The organism is Vibrio sp. A37 (assembly GCF_059777565.1).
In genome coordinates this window covers 137,777-154,511 of sequence record NZ_JBLNLI010000002.1, presented here as the reverse complement: position 1 = coordinate 154,511, position 16,735 = coordinate 137,777, and the positions used below count along the sequence as shown (strand labels likewise).

The 16,735-nt window shown below is 41.5% G+C and carries 15 protein-coding genes; 4 read left to right on the top strand and 11 right to left on the bottom strand.

Features of this window, described 5'->3' with window-relative positions; all coding sequences use genetic code 11:
- Positions 1–8 precede the first annotated feature (8 nt).
- The 6 genes from ACM2FC_RS04380 to ACM2FC_RS04355 form a co-directional block, all read right to left on the bottom strand.
- A complete protein-coding gene (locus ACM2FC_RS04380) occupies positions 9–599 on the bottom strand; it encodes an HD domain-containing protein (RefSeq protein ID WP_498479638.1) in 591 nt (196 codons plus the stop codon).
- Complete coding sequence (rimJ, locus tag ACM2FC_RS04375) at positions 596–1,180, bottom strand: ribosomal protein S5-alanine N-acetyltransferase (protein WP_498479637.1); 585 nt, start codon at positions 1,178–1,180, stop codon at positions 596–598. The genes ACM2FC_RS04380 and rimJ overlap by 4 nt, the downstream gene beginning before the upstream one ends.
- Complete coding sequence (tyrR, locus tag ACM2FC_RS04370) at positions 1,180–2,724, bottom strand: transcriptional regulator TyrR (protein WP_498479636.1); 1,545 nt, start codon at positions 2,722–2,724, stop codon at positions 1,180–1,182. Before tyrR ends, rimJ begins: the two co-directional genes overlap by 1 nt.
- An 88-nt stretch (positions 2,725–2,812) precedes the next feature.
- Positions 2,813–3,847 (bottom strand): YcjF family protein, encoded by a 1,035-nt coding sequence (locus ACM2FC_RS04365; RefSeq protein WP_498479635.1) that lies wholly within the window; start codon positions 3,845–3,847, stop codon positions 2,813–2,815.
- Positions 3,844–5,220, bottom strand: coding sequence for a YcjX family GTP-binding protein (locus ACM2FC_RS04360; protein WP_498479634.1), 1,377 nt, complete (start codon positions 5,218–5,220; stop codon positions 3,844–3,846). Before ACM2FC_RS04360 ends, ACM2FC_RS04365 begins: the two co-directional genes overlap by 4 nt.
- A 143-nt stretch (positions 5,221–5,363) precedes the next feature.
- Positions 5,364–6,878 carry a fumarate hydratase gene (locus tag ACM2FC_RS04355; protein ID WP_498479633.1) on the bottom strand — a complete coding sequence of 505 codons (1,515 nt, stop codon included), beginning with the start codon at positions 6,876–6,878 and terminating at the stop codon, positions 5,364–5,366.
- Positions 6,879–7,022: 144 nt separating this feature from the next.
- On the opposite strand from ACM2FC_RS04355, the gene pabB reads away from it, so the two are divergent.
- The 4 genes from pabB to ACM2FC_RS04335 all read left to right on the top strand — a co-directional run bounded on the left by pabB (position 7,023) and on the right by ACM2FC_RS04335 (position 12,415).
- A complete protein-coding gene (gene pabB, locus ACM2FC_RS04350; protein ID WP_498479632.1) occupies positions 7,023–8,387 on the top strand; it encodes an aminodeoxychorismate synthase component I in 1,365 nt (454 codons plus the stop codon).
- A gap of 254 nt (positions 8,388–8,641) precedes the next feature.
- A complete protein-coding gene (locus tag ACM2FC_RS04345; protein WP_498479631.1) occupies positions 8,642–9,244 on the top strand; it encodes a CoA pyrophosphatase in 603 nt (200 codons plus the stop codon).
- Between the two features lie 411 nt (positions 9,245–9,655).
- Positions 9,656–10,909, top strand: a complete 1,254-nt coding sequence (locus tag ACM2FC_RS04340) for an aromatic amino acid transport family protein (RefSeq protein WP_498479630.1) — start codon at positions 9,656–9,658, stop codon at positions 10,907–10,909.
- Between the two features lie 144 nt (positions 10,910–11,053).
- A complete protein-coding gene (locus ACM2FC_RS04335) occupies positions 11,054–12,415 on the top strand; it encodes an L-serine ammonia-lyase (RefSeq protein WP_498479629.1) in 1,362 nt (453 codons plus the stop codon).
- A 62-nt stretch (positions 12,416–12,477) separates the two neighbouring features.
- Here the strand turns inward: ACM2FC_RS04335 and ACM2FC_RS04330 are convergent, their stop codons facing one another.
- The 5 genes from ACM2FC_RS04330 to queD all read right to left on the bottom strand — a co-directional run bounded on the left by ACM2FC_RS04330 (position 12,478) and on the right by queD (position 16,458).
- Positions 12,478–13,152, bottom strand: coding sequence for a hypothetical protein (locus ACM2FC_RS04330; RefSeq protein WP_498479628.1), 675 nt, complete (start codon positions 13,150–13,152; stop codon positions 12,478–12,480).
- Positions 13,153–13,440: 288 nt separating this feature from the next.
- The gene (locus ACM2FC_RS04325; RefSeq protein ID WP_498479627.1) at positions 13,441–14,685 is read right to left on the bottom strand and encodes an MFS transporter; all 1,245 of its coding nucleotides are present in this window, start codon (positions 14,683–14,685) and stop codon (positions 13,441–13,443) included.
- 256 nt (positions 14,686–14,941) lie between these two features.
- Complete coding sequence (locus ACM2FC_RS04320; RefSeq protein ID WP_498479626.1) at positions 14,942–15,265, bottom strand: AzlD domain-containing protein; 324 nt, start codon at positions 15,263–15,265, stop codon at positions 14,942–14,944.
- Between the two features lie 10 nt (positions 15,266–15,275).
- Positions 15,276–15,968 (bottom strand): AzlC family ABC transporter permease, encoded by a 693-nt coding sequence (locus tag ACM2FC_RS04315; protein WP_498479625.1) that lies wholly within the window; start codon positions 15,966–15,968, stop codon positions 15,276–15,278.
- A gap of 127 nt (positions 15,969–16,095) precedes the next feature.
- On the bottom strand, positions 16,096–16,458 hold the full coding sequence (queD, locus tag ACM2FC_RS04310) for a 6-carboxytetrahydropterin synthase QueD (RefSeq protein ID WP_498479971.1): 363 nt from the start codon (positions 16,456–16,458) through the stop codon (positions 16,096–16,098).
- Between the last annotated feature and the right edge of the window lie 277 nt (positions 16,459–16,735).

The window sequence follows — 16,735 nt, the reverse complement described above, 5'->3', positions numbered from 1 at the left end:
ATCTGTTCTTAACTCTTTAGCCAACCTTTCTCGGTGGCGTCATCAATAACTTGTTTTGCTTTTTGCCACAAAGTTAACGAGCCGTGCTCAATTTTACTATTGATCTTCAAAGCTTTTTCTCGCTCCACACCGTTTTCAACCCACGATTGGCCATCATTGTGACTATTGAGAAGCATAGGTAACAGTCTGTCGAGGGCTTTGGCAAACTGTGCTTCAGCGCTTTGAGACTGCTCAAATTCCAACCAAGTAGCCATTAACTGCTCGCCTTGCTCTTTTGGCAACAGACCAAACAACCTTTCTGCAGCTTCCAGCTCTTTTTGATATTGCGTCTCTGCGGCCTGCACATCATAGACAAATGTATCTCCCGCATCAATTTCTACAATATCGTGTAGCAAAAGCATCTTTATGACTTTTGCTAAATTGACAGGCTGATTCGCATGTTCTTCCAGTAGAATTGCCATCATGCAGACATGCCAGCTATGCTCCGCGCTATTCTCATAACGCCCATTTGCCGACTTTATCTTTGTTCTTCTCAGAACCGATTTGAGTTTATCCAGTTCGATAAGCAATTCGAGTTGCTGGCTCAGTCTATCCGTCATCTTCTCTCATTTTTCCAGTTTGGGTTGGTTAGTGCAGTAAGAACATGATCTTGCCATTTTCCATCTATCAACAAGTATTCTTCGGCATACCCTTCTTTCTTAAAGCCCAGCTTTTTCAGCACAGCAGCACTACGTTCGTTAAACGGTAAATAACCAGCATTAATCCGGTGCATATTCTGAATAGAAAACATATACTCGACCGCCATGGCTAACGCGCGACTCATGATCCCTTTCCCTTGTTGACTTTCTGCAATCGAGTACCCAACAGAGCACGAGTACATAGGAAATCGGGACAGGTTGCTAAATGAAATCGTTCCTAACATTTCATCGTTATTTTTATCGATGATAAGCATGTAGTAGCCAAGCCCCAATTTGTGCAGCTCATTGAGTTTAACTAATTTTTTTTGCCAACCAACGCTAGTATAAAACGCGTCTTCTCTCTTGGGCTCCCATGGTTTCAAAAACGCTTTGTTGTTATAAAAGTACTGAGCGATTTTCTCAGCATCATACACTTGGGCGGTACGCAACAATACATCGCCATCAATTTCATAAACTTGGGTAGGCGTACTGACTTTATTCATCAATTTTTTCTAATTCCGTAATCACGTAGTTTATTAGCAATAGAGGTATGGGAAACATTAAGGCGCTTCGCTAACTTACGACTTGAAGGGAAAGATTGGTAAAGATGTTCAAGTATTTGAGATTCATACCCTTTCATAATCTCATCAAGCGAGCCGTCTAAATTAATATTCAACCCTCCAGTTGATACATTTTCATATTGAGGTAAATGGAATTGTTCAACAGATAACTCACCATCTTGCAGTTCAGTTAGTGCTCTCAACACCATATTATCTAACTGACGCATATTTCCTGGCCATTGATATTCTGCAAGTTGTTCCAGTAATTTGCTGCCGATTGTCGGTTTCGCGATACCAAGTTGCTTGGCATATTTATTTATAAATAGGTCTAGCAGCGGACCTATATCGTTTGCTCGGTCCCTTAAAGGCGGGATACGAAGAGTTAAAACATTGAGGCGATAAAATAGATCTTCTCTAAATGTTCCTGACTCAGCGAGCGAAGCAAGTTTATATCGAGTTGAGGCGATAACACGCACATCGACATGCACTTCATGTTCTTCACCTACTCGACGAAAAGTCCCATCTTGCAAAAATCTCAGCAGCTTGATCTGCAAATGTGGACTCATTTCACCAATTTCGTCTAGAAATACAGTTCCGCCGTTGGCTTGCTCAAATATTCCAGTATAACCAGCTTCATGGTTGAATGATCCGGGAGCATGACCAAATAGCTCAGTCTCTGCGACATCATCAGGCATAGAGGCGCAACTCAATATCAAGAATGGTGAAGCGGCTCGATGGGAACGGTTATGGCAAGCTCGTGCGAGCATTTCCTTACCAGTTCCCGTCTCGCCCTCTATTAACAATGGCTGATCGAGCATGGCTAGTTTTTTTGACTGACTAATCAAAGCTTTGTGACGGTTTGACACTCCAACAAAGTGTTCAAAACCTAATTTATGCTGTAATGGTAATGAGTCCTGAAATTCACCTTTGCCTTGAAGAGAGCGAATGATCATCACCATGCTGGCTAGAGTAGGCTCGTTTGATTCCCCAGGAATGTATACGGGTGTCACTTCAACAGAGTAATCGAGGCCATCGATAACCAAATCTTCGCGGTGACGAGTCACTTTACCCTCTGCCCACTTAGACAAGTTTGATGCAGGTAAAATCGCTGAAATTTGCTCACCAATGATGTCTTGCTCAGTTGTATTAAATAAGCTCAATGCAGCATGGTTAGCCATATCAATCGCACCTTTTAGGTCGATAGCTAATACAGGCTCAGGCAAGTTATTCAGCAATGAGATTAGCTCAGTATTATGACGCTCCATCGGCATAAATTGAATTTTGCGTACATCTTTGACGCCGGGAATCAAGCGAATACCAGCCATCAGATCGCTAAAAGTGTCAAAATCTATATCTGGACAGTTGAGGTAAATAATCCCCGTGACATCAATTTCAATCCCCCTGAGATCGATGTTGCGAGAGACAAGGATATCCAATAGCTCACGAGTTAAACCCAACCTATCTTCACATAAGACTTCTAAACGCACGGCTCAATCCTAATCAAAGTGTCACGAAAAGTTGACAGTAGTTTCGCCCAAGCTTTGTTATGCGTCAAGGTGCTTGATAACACAATGATTAAGACTTTATGCTAATTGACGCAATTTTCTGCGCAATTTGCTTGCGAATTGTACTGAGCTTAACTGCTTTTTCTTTTCTCCAAGGGATTGGCCTCAGAAGAGACATCGCTTTAATGCCGAGTCGTGCAGTCAAAATACCAATACCAATACCCTGTCCTGCTCTGGCAGAAACTCGTTTAGCTAAATCCATAGACATTAAATCCATACTCGCATCAATCACTAAATCTGTAGCACCTATCGCTGCCATGTTGATTAAGACTGACTTGAACAGTTTGAGTCTCGACCAATAACCAAGCTCGACTCCATAAATTTCGGCCAACGCATCAATCATTTTAAAGTTACGCCAAGCCACCAACAGCATATCCGCAATCGCCAACGGACTTACGGCAACTAAGGTGGCGGCTTCGGTTGCGTATTTGGATACCAGTTTTGAGGCTATTTTATCTTGCTCACAGACCACCATGGAATCGAACATGTCAACAACTTCTGCATCACTATGGTTCGCATTGACACACTCTTGCCAACGTTGGTAACTTGCCGATTGCTTGTTGATGCGACTGTATTTAACCACCGATTCGCAAAACTCGACGCCTTTACCAATACTATCGCTATTGAGTAGCTTCTCTCCCTGCTCCTGAATGTCAAAATGATCTCGCAGCGATCTTAACTTCCATAACTCTTTAAATATCGCCCCTATGCCAAGTGAAGCAACCCCAGCAATAAACGCAGCCCACCCAAGCGCGAGCCAATCTCCAGCTTGAATAGCCGTTACAAATGAATCAATTGCTTGCCAGCCCACTAAACCTGCAAAAGTAACAACGGCTCCAGTAAACAACCATTTCTTTCCTTTCTTCGGCCTGATTACCAGCTCGACATCTTGCTCTACTTTGCTTGGCTCCTGATTCTCCTCGCTCTCTTGAACTACAAAAGATTCAGAGCCGTCAAAGACTTTCTGCACCGTCAATTCTTCTTGTTCGGTTTTTGATTCATTGAGCGGAACATCGAACACTTTTTTACTTTTCAAATCGCTCATTTCAATTTGTCTCCGATGAGATACTCCAAAGCTTTATCAACGCGAATATGATCAATTGGGCTGTCTGGATCGTGTAGCTGGGGTCGAAAAGAAGTAAATTCAAACCCTTGCTGCTGCCAGTAGGATTCACTGGGTAACTTTTCGGGTACTTCTCCAGGAAAAACCGTCAATGGCTCGCCACCAATATTGATACCTTGGATTGCAGGGCAAGCTTCACCATTCGATTCGATAAAGCCAGATTGGGTCGCTTTAATAGAAGCGAGGCTGATACAATTCATATCGATATTTTCATAAGACGTCGCTTGCCATGCCGGATGAACGAGCTGACGGAGTAATGAAGTTAAATTAGGGTGTTGCTCCGGCGTAACGTGATCGGCCTTGGTAACAGCAAATAACACCTTGTCGATCTTTGGCGAAAAAAGCCGTTTGAGTACATTGCTATGTCCGTACTTAAAGCTTTTCATCACTTGCTCTAACGCCACTCTCATATCATGAAAAGCTTCAAACCCTGCATTTAAAGGTTGTAGACAGTCCACCAGCACAATCTGTCTGTCAAACGTAGCAAAGTGATGTTTATAAAATACTTTAACGACTTTTTGTTGGTACTCTTCGTAGCGTTTAGCAAGCATCGCTAAATTACTACCATTTTCAATTTTTCCACCACTTGAAAACTGGCACGGAAAAAACTGTAAAACAGGTGCACCTTCAAGCTCTCCCGGTAACACGAATCGTCCAGGTTGCACATAATGCAATCCAGAATCCTTACATTTGTGCAGATACTCTGTATACAGATCTGATACATTCTTAAGATGGTTTTCGTTGAGTTCAGCTGTCAATTCTAGGCTTTCGAGCGCTGTCAGCCAATTTTTAGCTAGTTCTAAACGCTTACCCTTTAAGCTTTTAAATTGCTCTTCTGACCACTGCTGGAACGACATGTTGAGTAAAGGTAGGTCTAGCAGCCACTCACCAGGATAATCAATGATATCAATATCCATCACAGATGATTTGCTGACGAGTTTTTTGTACCGCTTGGTCGGTTTATATTTGAGAGAAAGCCGTACTTCACTCACATCACGTGTTGGTTCCGGCCACTGAGCTGGATCACTGTTTAAGTATTCCATTGCTTCATCATAGCCAAAGCTAGGAACAAGCATATTCGTTTGAGGGACACGCCTAGCACCAATTAGCCTACCGTCTCTCGACGCGATAAATAGGGGTAAATTGTCATGAGTAGATGCATGAAGAAGCTGATTCACTAACGAAGTAATAAAGGCCGTTTTTCCTGCTCTAGAAAGCCCAGTCACAGCAATACGGACGTTAGAATCTAGGCCTCGACTAATAAAATCATTGAATTCCTGTTTTATTTTTCTCATTGATGCTTCTCGTTATTAAGATTCTATAGCTTGCCAAAATCAACATTAATCGTGGATGAATAATTGTTAAAAGTGATATACGAGATACAAATAAGCCCCTGAATGTTAGTCAGGGGCTTAGAATTTTTACAGTTAAAGAAACGTTACTTAGCGGCTTCCGCTATTTTCACTTTCCATACATCAGGACCTGTTTGGTGCGCATTTACACCATCAGAATCAACCGCGACGGTCACTGGCATATCCTCGACTTCAAACTCATAAATCGCTTCCATACCTAAGTCTTCAAATGCAACCACGCGAGCTTTTTTGATGGCTTTGGATACGAGATACGCCGCTCCACCAACCGCCATTAAGTAAACGGCTTTATGCTTCTTGATTGAGTCCACTGTTGCTGGCCCACGTTCCGCTTTACCAATCATACCCATGATGCCTGTTTTTTCTAGCATCATGTCGGTAAATTTATCCATACGTGTAGAAGTCGTCGGTCCCGCAGGCCCAACGACTTCGTCGCGAACTGCATCAACCGGGCCTACATAGTAAATAAACTTACCATTTAGGTCGACACCATCTGGCAAGCCTTCCCCACTTTCTAGCATGCCTTGAATCCGCTTATGAGCAGCATCACGGCCAGTTAAAATTTTGCCGTTAAGCAGGATTGTCTCACCCGTTTTCCACTCCTGTACGTCTTCTTTAGTAATAGTATCTAAATTGACTCGGCGCGTATTTTCATCTGCTTCCCAAGTGATATTCGGCCAGTCTTCAAGTTTTGGTGGAGTCAGCTCTGCAGGGCCTGAACCATCAAGCGTAAAATGAACATGACGCGTCGCCGCGCAGTTTGGTATTAAACACACTGGTTTTGAGGCCGCATGTGTTGGTGCTGTTTTAATTTTCACATCAACCACAGTGGTTAAACCACCTAAGCCTTGTGCACCGATACCTAAGCGATTAACACGATTAAAGATATCTAAACGAAGCTCTTCTTCTGCGTTTGATGGGCCGCGATCGATAAGCTCTTGAATATCAATATGCTCCATTAGAGACTCTTTCGCCAGAACAGCAGCCTTTTCTGCTGTACCACCAATCCCTATACCTAACATACCTGGAGGACACCAGCCTGCGCCCATCGTTGGCAGGGTTTTCTCAACCCATTCAGCCACATCATCAGAGGGGTTTAGCATCACCATCTTAGTCTTGTTCTCAGAGCCGCCACCTTTAGCCGCAATTTGGAACTCAACCTTATTACCCGGCACCATGTTAATATGAACCACAGCAGGTGTATTATCTTTTGTATTAATGCGCTTACCGGCTGGATCGAGCAAAATCGAAGCGCGGAGTGGGTTATCTGGGTTGGTGTAGGCTTGGCGAACACCTTCATCAATCATTTCTTGAACAGTTTGATCGGTATCCCACTTAACATCCATACCTATATTAACAAAACAAGTCACGATCCCTGTATCTTGGCAGAGTGGCCTACGCCCTTGAGCAGACATTCGAGAGTTAATGAGTATTTGAGCAATGGCGTCTTTTGCCGCTTTACTTTCTTCCTTGTGGTAAGCCTTTTCCAAAGCTTGTACAAAATCTAAAGGATGATAATAAGAAATATATTGAAGCGCATCAGCGACACTACTGATGACATCCTGTTTACGAATTGCGGTCATTACTTGCCTCGGTGTGTTGTTAGTGCGAATACGTTTAATAAGTATACAGTCTTTAAAGTAAACGCTTTTTAATAGTCAAATTATGATACTCTTGCTTTCCTTAACGCGCTATGCGGCTAATGAACTCTTTGTCACAAATTAAAAATGAACTACGACCAAATCAACGCAATTAGTCATCACTCTCTTGACTACCAACCTGACCTTTCCATTTCACTGTTCAATCGAATAGAGCACTTAAACTGGTCAATGTTGCTTCGCTCAGCATCGCAGGATCATATTGATAGCCGCTTTGATATTCTAGTCGCTCAGCCCATAGTGACAATAACGACCCACGGAAATACGTCTCATGTCGTAACCGACTCTTCAAGCTATGAAACTGAGCAAAATCCATTTGAGCTGATCGAAAATCTTCAACAAAAGCACCTCCCTAACCTTGATGTTGAATGTGAGCTTCCGTTTGTAGGCGGCGCTTTAGGATACTTTTCCTATGATTTAGGCCGTCGCATTGAAACGATGCCCACGATATCCAAAAACGAGCTTGTCACGCCAGATATGGCCATTGGCCTCTATGAATGGGCCGTCATCGTCGATCACAAACTGAAATCAGCCTGTATTGTTGGCCAAAATATAGAGAAGCACTGGCAATGGCTTCAAAAGCAGCATCCTTCATCCACTCAGCAATCGTTTACTCTAAAAAGTCCGTGGCAATCGAATATGGACAAGCAGAGTTATAAGGAAAAGTTTGACTCAGTGCAGAAATACATTCTTGAGGGTGATTGCTATCAAATCAATCTAGCGCAACGATTCCACGCTCACTATCAAGGCAGTGAGTGGCAAGCATATAAAAAGCTTGAAAAGTATAATTTGGCTCCCTTCTCTGCATTTATCCGTACGGACGATAGTGCCATCTTAAGTGTTTCGCCAGAAAGGTTTTTACAACTCGATAATCGGACCATCGAAACCAAACCAATCAAAGGTACCATGCCGCGCTCAAGCGAAGCGAATATCGATGAAGCGAATAAACAAAAACTTCAGAATTCAGAAAAAGACCAAGCTGAAAACCTAATGATTGTTGATTTGCTCAGAAATGATATTGGTCGGGTTGCTCAAGTTGGGTCGGTTCACGTACCAAAACTATTTGATATTGAAAGTTTTCCAGCAGTTCATCACCTAGTCAGCACCGTAAAAGCGGTACTTGACGATAAATACACGGCTACCGATTTACTTCGAGCGAGTTTCCCTGGGGGTTCGATCACTGGAGCCCCCAAAATTCGTGCAATGGAAATCATCGAAGAATTAGAACCGCACAGGCGCAACGTATACTGTGGCAGCATAGGCTACATTAGTCGCCATGGAAAAATGGATACAAGCATTACCATCCGAACACTGATAGCGGAAGATAATACTCTGTATACATGGGCTGGGGGCGGGCTTGTCTCGGATAGTCAGTGTGACGCTGAGTACCAAGAAACACTGGATAAACTGAGTAAGATACTGCCTATCTTGTAAGCAGAATGCTCATATAGATTATCCTTAAATCAAAGCGCGATTAAATAAATATGACTAATGAAAAAAGGAAATTATATTAGTTTTTTATAGCAACAAAGGACGTCTGCTGAGTATTGAACTAACATTATTGTGTAATGTGATGAAAATTTTGACATGATTTTAGGGTCTGTCTTGCCCCTGATATCTAACCTCTGATGTATGATAAGCCAAGTTGATTAGGTATCGCCTGTTTTCATAATTGTCTCGGAGGTGTCATGCTATCACACGTTAGTAAAAATTTAATTATTCGTAATTTCCAGTTTAATCAGCCTGTTGATTATGATGCCGTATCCATTCGTCGCGTCTCTCACCTAAAAAATAAGCCTCTTCGTAAAGCGTCGGTTCTAATCGGTTTCGTCGAAAGGCCACATGGCTTAAATATTGTTCTCACACGCCGTGCCAAACACTTGAAGCACCACCCCGGACAGGTGAGTTTTCCTGGCGGTAAATTTGAAGAATCTGATTCTTCACTGTTAGAAACAGCAATTCGCGAAGCGAATGAAGAGATTGGATTAAAACCAAACCTTGTAAAAGTACTAGGTCAAATGCCAGAGCTAATCACGATCAGCCATTTTTCTGTCACGCCAGTCATCGCAATTGTCGACCCTAGCTACTCAGTTATGATGGACAGAAATGAAGTAGACGAAGTATTCGAGGTTCCCGCCGAGCATATCTTGGACAGAGAAAAACTTATTAGTCATAACTTTACCGTGAACAAACAAAGCCATAGAGTGTTTGCAATCCCCTATAAAAGACATTTTATTTGGGGGATGACTGCACAAATTATTGAGGCCATGCAAAAACACCTCATGCATTAGTCTGTACAATTATTTAACTTAAAAATACTAATCTGAGCAACTCTTGAACAATACGTTTTTTTATAGTGGTTCGATTGCTAGACGGACTTTTTGCTAATTTTCGTGCAATACCCCTTATTCTTTACACAGTCGCGTAATCACTGCGTGAGAAATGCCAAATAATCCCCAATATGGGTATTGACAACCCACCTCAAATTGAAATCTGTTTAATAATCAAGAGTAATTAGAATTTCTAATCATCATCATTACTAATAATCATTTATTCTATCGCTATTTCGTGATAAAAAGCCGAGTTTTTAAAGTTCGTATTGTCAATTACGAAGATACAAGGTTTTGATCAATTTTTTTTGCAAATTATATTGCAAGAATCTGCCGTCAATTAATCACAAACAATATTACGGGTATCAAACTATGACCACAGCAAATGCTTCAGTCGCCAGTAGCCGAGCTTCTTCAAAATGGACTTATCACGATTTCACTTGGTGTTTATCTCTATTCGGTACGGCGGTTGGAGCGGGAGTTCTCTTCCTGCCTATTAAAGCAGGCGCAGGTGGCTTTTGGCCTCTAGTCGTTTTAGCACTTATTGCAGCACCGATGACTTGGCTTGCTCACAAAGGCTTAGCACGGTTTGTGCTCTCAGCAAAAAACTCAGAAGCGGACATTACTGATGCGGTAGAAGAACATTTTGGTAAAACTGGTGCGAATATCATTACGCTTGCATATTTTTTTGCAATTTATCCGATTGTACTTATCTACGGTGTGGGGATCACTAATACCGTAGATTCATTTCTGGTACACCAAATGGGAATAACCTCAATTCCTCGCTGGCTACTGTCTGGAGTTCTTATCGCTACAATGACTGGCTGTGTTGTGTATGGTAAAGAGTTAATGCTAAAAGTAACATCGGCTATGGTATATCCACTAGTATTTATATTACTGGCACTATCAATATATTTAATACCAGATTGGAATACTTCAATGGTAGAAGTCACACCAGATTGGTCTACGTTCCCTTCTGTCATCTGGCTAGCCATTCCTCTTATTGTGTTCTCATTTAACCACAGCCCAATTATTAGCCAATTCTCTAAAGAACAACACAGAATATACGGAGACAAAGCGGTAGAAAAAACAGATATGATCACTGGTGGCGCGTCACTGATGTTGATGGCGTTTGTCATGTTCTTTGTCTTCTCAGTCGTGCTTTCACTGTCACCAGCCCAACTTGATATTGCGAGTAGCGAAAATATTTCAATTTTGTCTTACTTAGCGAATACGCATTCCGCTCCGATCATCTCTTACTGTGGGCCACTGGTTGCATTTGCCGCGATTACGTCTAGTTACTTTGGGCACTTTTTAGGTGCACATGAAGGCCTATCTGGATTAATCAAATCACAATTAAAAGCTTCAAAGTCAAAAGTAGAAAAGATCTCTTTGGCGTTTATTGTGATCACCACATGGATTGTTGCTATCGCCAACCCAAGTATCCTAGGAATGATCGAAAGTATGGGTGCGCCAATGATTGCAGCAATACTTTTCCTAATGCCTATTTTTGCAATGCGCAAGGTTCCGGCTATGCAAAAATACAAAACTTCCACTAAAGCTCAAATATTTACAGCTATTTGTGGCATTGCAGCAATGACCTCTGTTATATATGGTGCGCTCTAAATTCATCTGCCTTTGGCGACTCAACCTGAAGATGTGATTCAAACAACTCCTAACGCATCTTCAGGTGAAATAAGGTAATACAATTAAAACTATAAAAAATCACCTCCTACCCTACTCTGGAGGCGAACTATTGAGGAATTCAATATGATCAGCGTTTTCGACATCTATAAGATTGGTGTTGGCCCTTCTAGTTCACATACCGTCGGACCAATGAAAGCTGGTAAACAATTTGTGGACGATCTCGTTGCCCAAGATAAGTTAAAACAAACAACGAAGGTCACAGTAGACGTATATGGCTCACTCTCTCTGACAGGTAAAGGCCACCATACGGATATCGCCATAATTATGGGACTTGCAGGAAACGAACCGGAAACGATAGAAATAGATTCCATCCCAAATTTCGTTAAGCGAGTAGAAGAAACCGAAATCCTTCCTATTGGTAGCACTCAGCATGAAGTGAGCTTTCCGAAAAATGACGGTATGACATTTCATCAACACAACTTAGAACTGCATGAAAATGGAATGCAGGTTCATGCATGGAGCGGTGAAGAGTTGCTCTACTCAAAAACTTATTACTCCATTGGCGGTGGGTTTATTGTTGATGAGGAAAGCTTTGGCCAAGAGTCTAAACTCAAAACTGAAGTCCCGTTTGAATTCACCAGTGCAGAGCAACTTGTCACGTTATGTAACGAAAATGGATTATCTGTCAGTGCCTTAGTGATGGAAAACCAAAAAGTACTTTCCTCAGAGCAAGAGTCTAAAGACGCTTTCGCTAAGATTTGGCAAACCATGCAAGAGTGCATGGAAAGAGGCATGAACACTGAAGGACTTCTTCCTGGGCCGTTACGAGTACCAAGAAGAGCGTTTGCACTTCGTCGCCAGCTCATTACCTCTGAGAAGACCAGCAATGACCCTATGTCTGTGGTTGATTGGGTTAATATGTTTGCATTTGCAGTCAACGAAGAGAATGCTGCCGGAGGGCGAGTTGTCACCGCTCCAACCAACGGTGCTTGTGGAATCATTCCAGCGGTTTTAGCTTACTATGATAAGTTTATCCATCCAGTCACAGAGAAAGACTACATCCGTTACTTTGCTGCTTCTGGGGCAATTGGGGGCTTGTACAAGAGAAATGCTTCCATATCTGGCGCCGAAGTGGGTTGCCAAGGAGAAGTTGGTGTGGCCTGCTCAATGGCTGCTGCCGGTTTAGCCGAACTTATGGGCGCAAACCCTGAGCAAGTTTGTATGGCTGCAGAGATTGCGATGGAACACAACCTTGGATTAACTTGCGACCCTGTCGCAGGCTTGGTTCAAGTTCCTTGTATTGAACGCAATGGCATTGCCGCCGTGAAAGCGATTAATTCGACGCGTATGGCAATGCGCCGCTCTTCAACGCCAACCGTTTCATTAGATAAAGTCATTGAGACGATGTTGGAGACAGGTAAAGATATGAATGCTAAATACCGGGAAACTTCGCAAGGTGGTTTAGCAGTTAAAATTGTCTGTTAGATAGATTTCACTTCAATGCCCGATAGCAACATCGGGCATATTTATTATTTAATATCAGATAATTAGTTTACATCTACTCCATCGTCAAAATATTTTAATACTTTATAACTCAGCGATGAATGAGTAAATTTAGTCACTTCGATCTTAGCGCCTTTGTAGTTAACAATATGAGATTTATTCATATCAAACTTCATACTATCAACGACAGGCTTTGCTCCATTTAACTCAAAGTAGGAAAGGAAAATAGTGTTTCCTTGAGAGCCGTTATATTTCAGCGTCTTTGTTACACTAGGGTTAGCGTTGTGCACTTTCGTGACTAACTTGTAGCTTGCGTCGTTGTAACAATAAGCCTCTAAACCCATTGACACCATAAACTGCAAGTCTTGGTGTCGAACAATACAGATACCTTTGTGCTTGCTTCGAACTTTCAATGCTACAGAATCATTAATGAGTCCACTAACGTAACCACCATCATTAGAAGTGGTAGAAAAGTAGCGACTACCTTGTTTGTCTTGCCCCAACATGGGGTAGCTTCCTTTACGAATTTGGTAATAAAATCCATCTACATACTTTTCTACCAAAAGATAACGCTCTTCAGCTTGAGAATGCTCAGTCAATATCGCCCCACCAAAGACAACTTGTGTGGCTTGATTTAGGTTTGGTGTATCAACACTTTTTACTTTGGTCTCTGCATTTCTTGGTATGCTAGCACATCCATATAATAAGAATGCTAACATTATTATTGTCACTCGTTTTATCATAAATCATTAAGCCTACAAATCTTTAAGCTAATAAGTAAACGGTTAATCGCTATAATTACCTTTATTTATTCCGAAAAAATAAAAGGTACGGATACCGTAAACACTATACGTATCGAGTGGCAAATTGTTAGTTATATATTTATTCCTATCATTGATAAAGCCAGACAAGAACTACCTTATCTGGCTTTAAAATTACATTTAGTTGACGAAATTAGTTTAAATTGTTTTATATAAAATTGTATCCACTACAGCATTTCGAGCCTACTAAGCTTTAGCGATTTGTTTTATTTCTTTTATACGCCAAGTAGATTGAATCAGTAACAGTGCTAATAACGCGGCACCTGCAGTGATATAAAATGGAACATTTAGGCTTATTGCCATTAAAGCTCCACCAACCATCGAAGACATTCCTGCTGCCAACGTAAAGCCTGCTGTGGTCACTCCCATAACCCAGCCCTGCTCATCATCATTCACACTACCGGAGAATAAATTTAGAATGGCTGGATATGCGACACCAAAGCTTAGATAGAACAAAGCTATAAAGACGTAACAATACATAGGATCAGGACTGGCAATAAAGCCTAAAGTGCTGAGCGCCATGATGAAGGTGACAACAGATACCACTTTTATTTTTTCATAACGTTTTAAAACAGGCCCAACTAAGAAAATACTTGATCCCGCCAGCGCCAGTCCAAGTATCACCATTTCCAAGTTAGTTCCGAAAAGACCAACATGAAAACGACTTGTCATATAGTTGGTCATAAAGACAAAGAAAGCGTTGTTCGCGACCATGAAAGCGAAATAAGCAACAAACAACCTCGCGACGACTGGCTTGTGGCGAATGTGTAGCAGCTGAGTAAACACATCAGAAATTCGGATTTTCACGCTATGAGTCGGCGTTTTAGTATCAAAATAGAAACGTTGTATAAGCAAAATAGTGGCAACAACTAATAAAGTGGCAATATAGAACGGTAACTTAAGGCTTGCGTAGTGACCCAATATTGTTGAGTCAGAGAACAGCGCACCAATTATCGGCCCAGCGACCATACCTGCACTAATTCCAGCGACAACCAAACCCATATTCTTTGCTTTCTCTTGCTCGCTTTTACTTGCGTCAATCATTGCAGCTTGAGCGATCGGTTGGTTTCCTGCAGTAAATCCACTAATTGCGCGCCCTAAGACAAGGAGCCATAGGCTATTCATAAATAGCGATAAGATCGTAAGTAAATACCCAATGAGCGCACCAAACAAGCAAATGATAATACCCTTTTTACGGCCAATACTATCGGAGAGCTTAGCTATGTATATCGCACCAAAAAACCAAGCAAGAAAGAAAATTCCTATACATAGACCATAATAGAAATGGCGTTCTGCTTGCGAAGTTGCAGCAGGTAAAAAGTCAAGGTGAGTAGACATAATCAATTCATTAATGATAGGAAATACTAAGCCTTGACCTATTAAATCAATAAATACAACCGCAAGAAGGGCTATACGAGAAAATATAGACATGTATATCTCAGTGAGTGTCGAAATTAAATTTCGGCTATTCGAACAGAATATTAAACCTATGACAACTAATTATTTAACAATTAAACACTACCAATACAAATATTTAAATATTACAACGAGATATGACGTAATAAAGATTTAGAATATAAAGCCGAAACTTATATTCTTTTAATGAAAGGTTAATACCTTATAAAGTCATCGTTATATTTCATCAAGTGTCATACAGGAATTATGATATAGATGAAGTTTCCAATAACTACAACCCAAGCCAGTAGAGTAACCACAACGTTCCCATACCCGCAATTAAGGTAATAAATACATTTCGCCAGCGCCACGCTGCGATTGACGCAGCAACACCCGCAAGTAATTGAGGGTTGCTCCAATTACCAGAAACCATTGCTGGATGAATAATTGCAGGTGCAACCAAGGCGGCAAGTACTGCAGGTGGTACGTACTTTAAGACTTCCAGCAATCGTTCAGGCATAGCATAACGATTAGACAACCAAAAAAAAGAATAACGAAAAACGAATGTGCCCAAAGCACCGAATGCAATGATGAGCAATATTTCTGTTTGACTCACTTTCTACTTCCTACTGCTTTTCGGAGCGAAATCGACTACAAGCATAACCTGCTCCTACCCCACCAATAGCCGCAATAAATAGCCCGATATTATAAGGCAGTGAATAACATGCAACCGATAATAGAGCTCCGGTAAGGGCAGCAACTATGGTTGGCCAATTCTTTAGTGCCGGGATCAATAGTGCAAGAAAGCACAGTGGTACTGCAAAATCTAATCGCCAAGCAGCTGGTACAACTTGACCAAAATAAATCCCTAATCCTGTTGATATTTGCCAACAAAGCCAGGCTGTAAAGCCTGCTCCTAGATAAAACAGCGCTTTTTCTCGCCCATTTAACCGAACACTATCAAAATGAATATGTGCTAATGCGTATGATTGATCGACCAATAGACATGCTCCGCAAACTCTCTGCCACGGAGACAACTCCATTTTGTGCTGGGAAAGTGAAGCACTATACATGACAAAACGAAAGTTAATGATCAATATTGTGAAGACCACAATAATCGCTGGTGTATGCTTGGCAATAAGTGCAGCAGCGGCAATTTGAGAGGCGCCCGCAAACATTAATAACGAAGATGTCTGGGCAACAACAGGTGACATTCCTGCTTGAATGTTTGCCATGCCTGTAACAAGGCCAAAAGGTATCATCCCAGTTAATAGAGGAATAGTAGCGAAAACTCCAGTTTGGAATGGGGAACGATTCAAAAGGAAACCTTGAAGTCTGAAAAATAAGTAGAGCGAATTAAATCACAGTTGGTTGGAGGATAACAATAATAACTGGACCAAGCCTAGTCGAGTGCTAGGCCTAGTAAGTAAAGGGGATCAACTATGTTTATTCGCCACGATAAACACATCCAGCAGTACAAGTTTCCTTGATCTCAATTTTACTTAGCAGTGGCAAACCTGGCTTAAGACGCTTCCAAATCCACTTTGCAATAACTTCACTGGTCGGGTTTTCCAGCCCTTCGATTTCATTTAGATAGTAGTGATCTAATTGGCTATAAATTGGCTTAAACGCTTCTTTGATTTCAGCAAAATCGATAACCCAGCCTGTATGCGGGTCTACTTCACCTTCTACGTAAACTCGAACCAGAAAAGAATGTCCATGCAAGCGCCCACACTTATGCCCTTCCGGTACGTTTGGAAGATGGTGCGCTGCTTCAAACATAAAGTCTTTATACAATTCTGTTTTCATCATTTTACTCAGGCTCAAAAAAAGACACGCAATACTAAGGAATATCGCCCTTGGTGACAAGTTTAGGCGAAAGTTTTCTAACAATTAATTTTATTCATTATCAACCAAGATTCATATAGTTAGTGCAGTCAAGCTTTCAAAACGCAATTTTCTCCTCGCTTCACAATCACTTTATGCTAAATAGCGCTTATGTTTTCGCTGAAAATAGCCTCATTCAACTCAAGAAAAAGGCACAATGATGTCTATTTCAGCATTTAAGCGTAATTAAAGGTTGAAG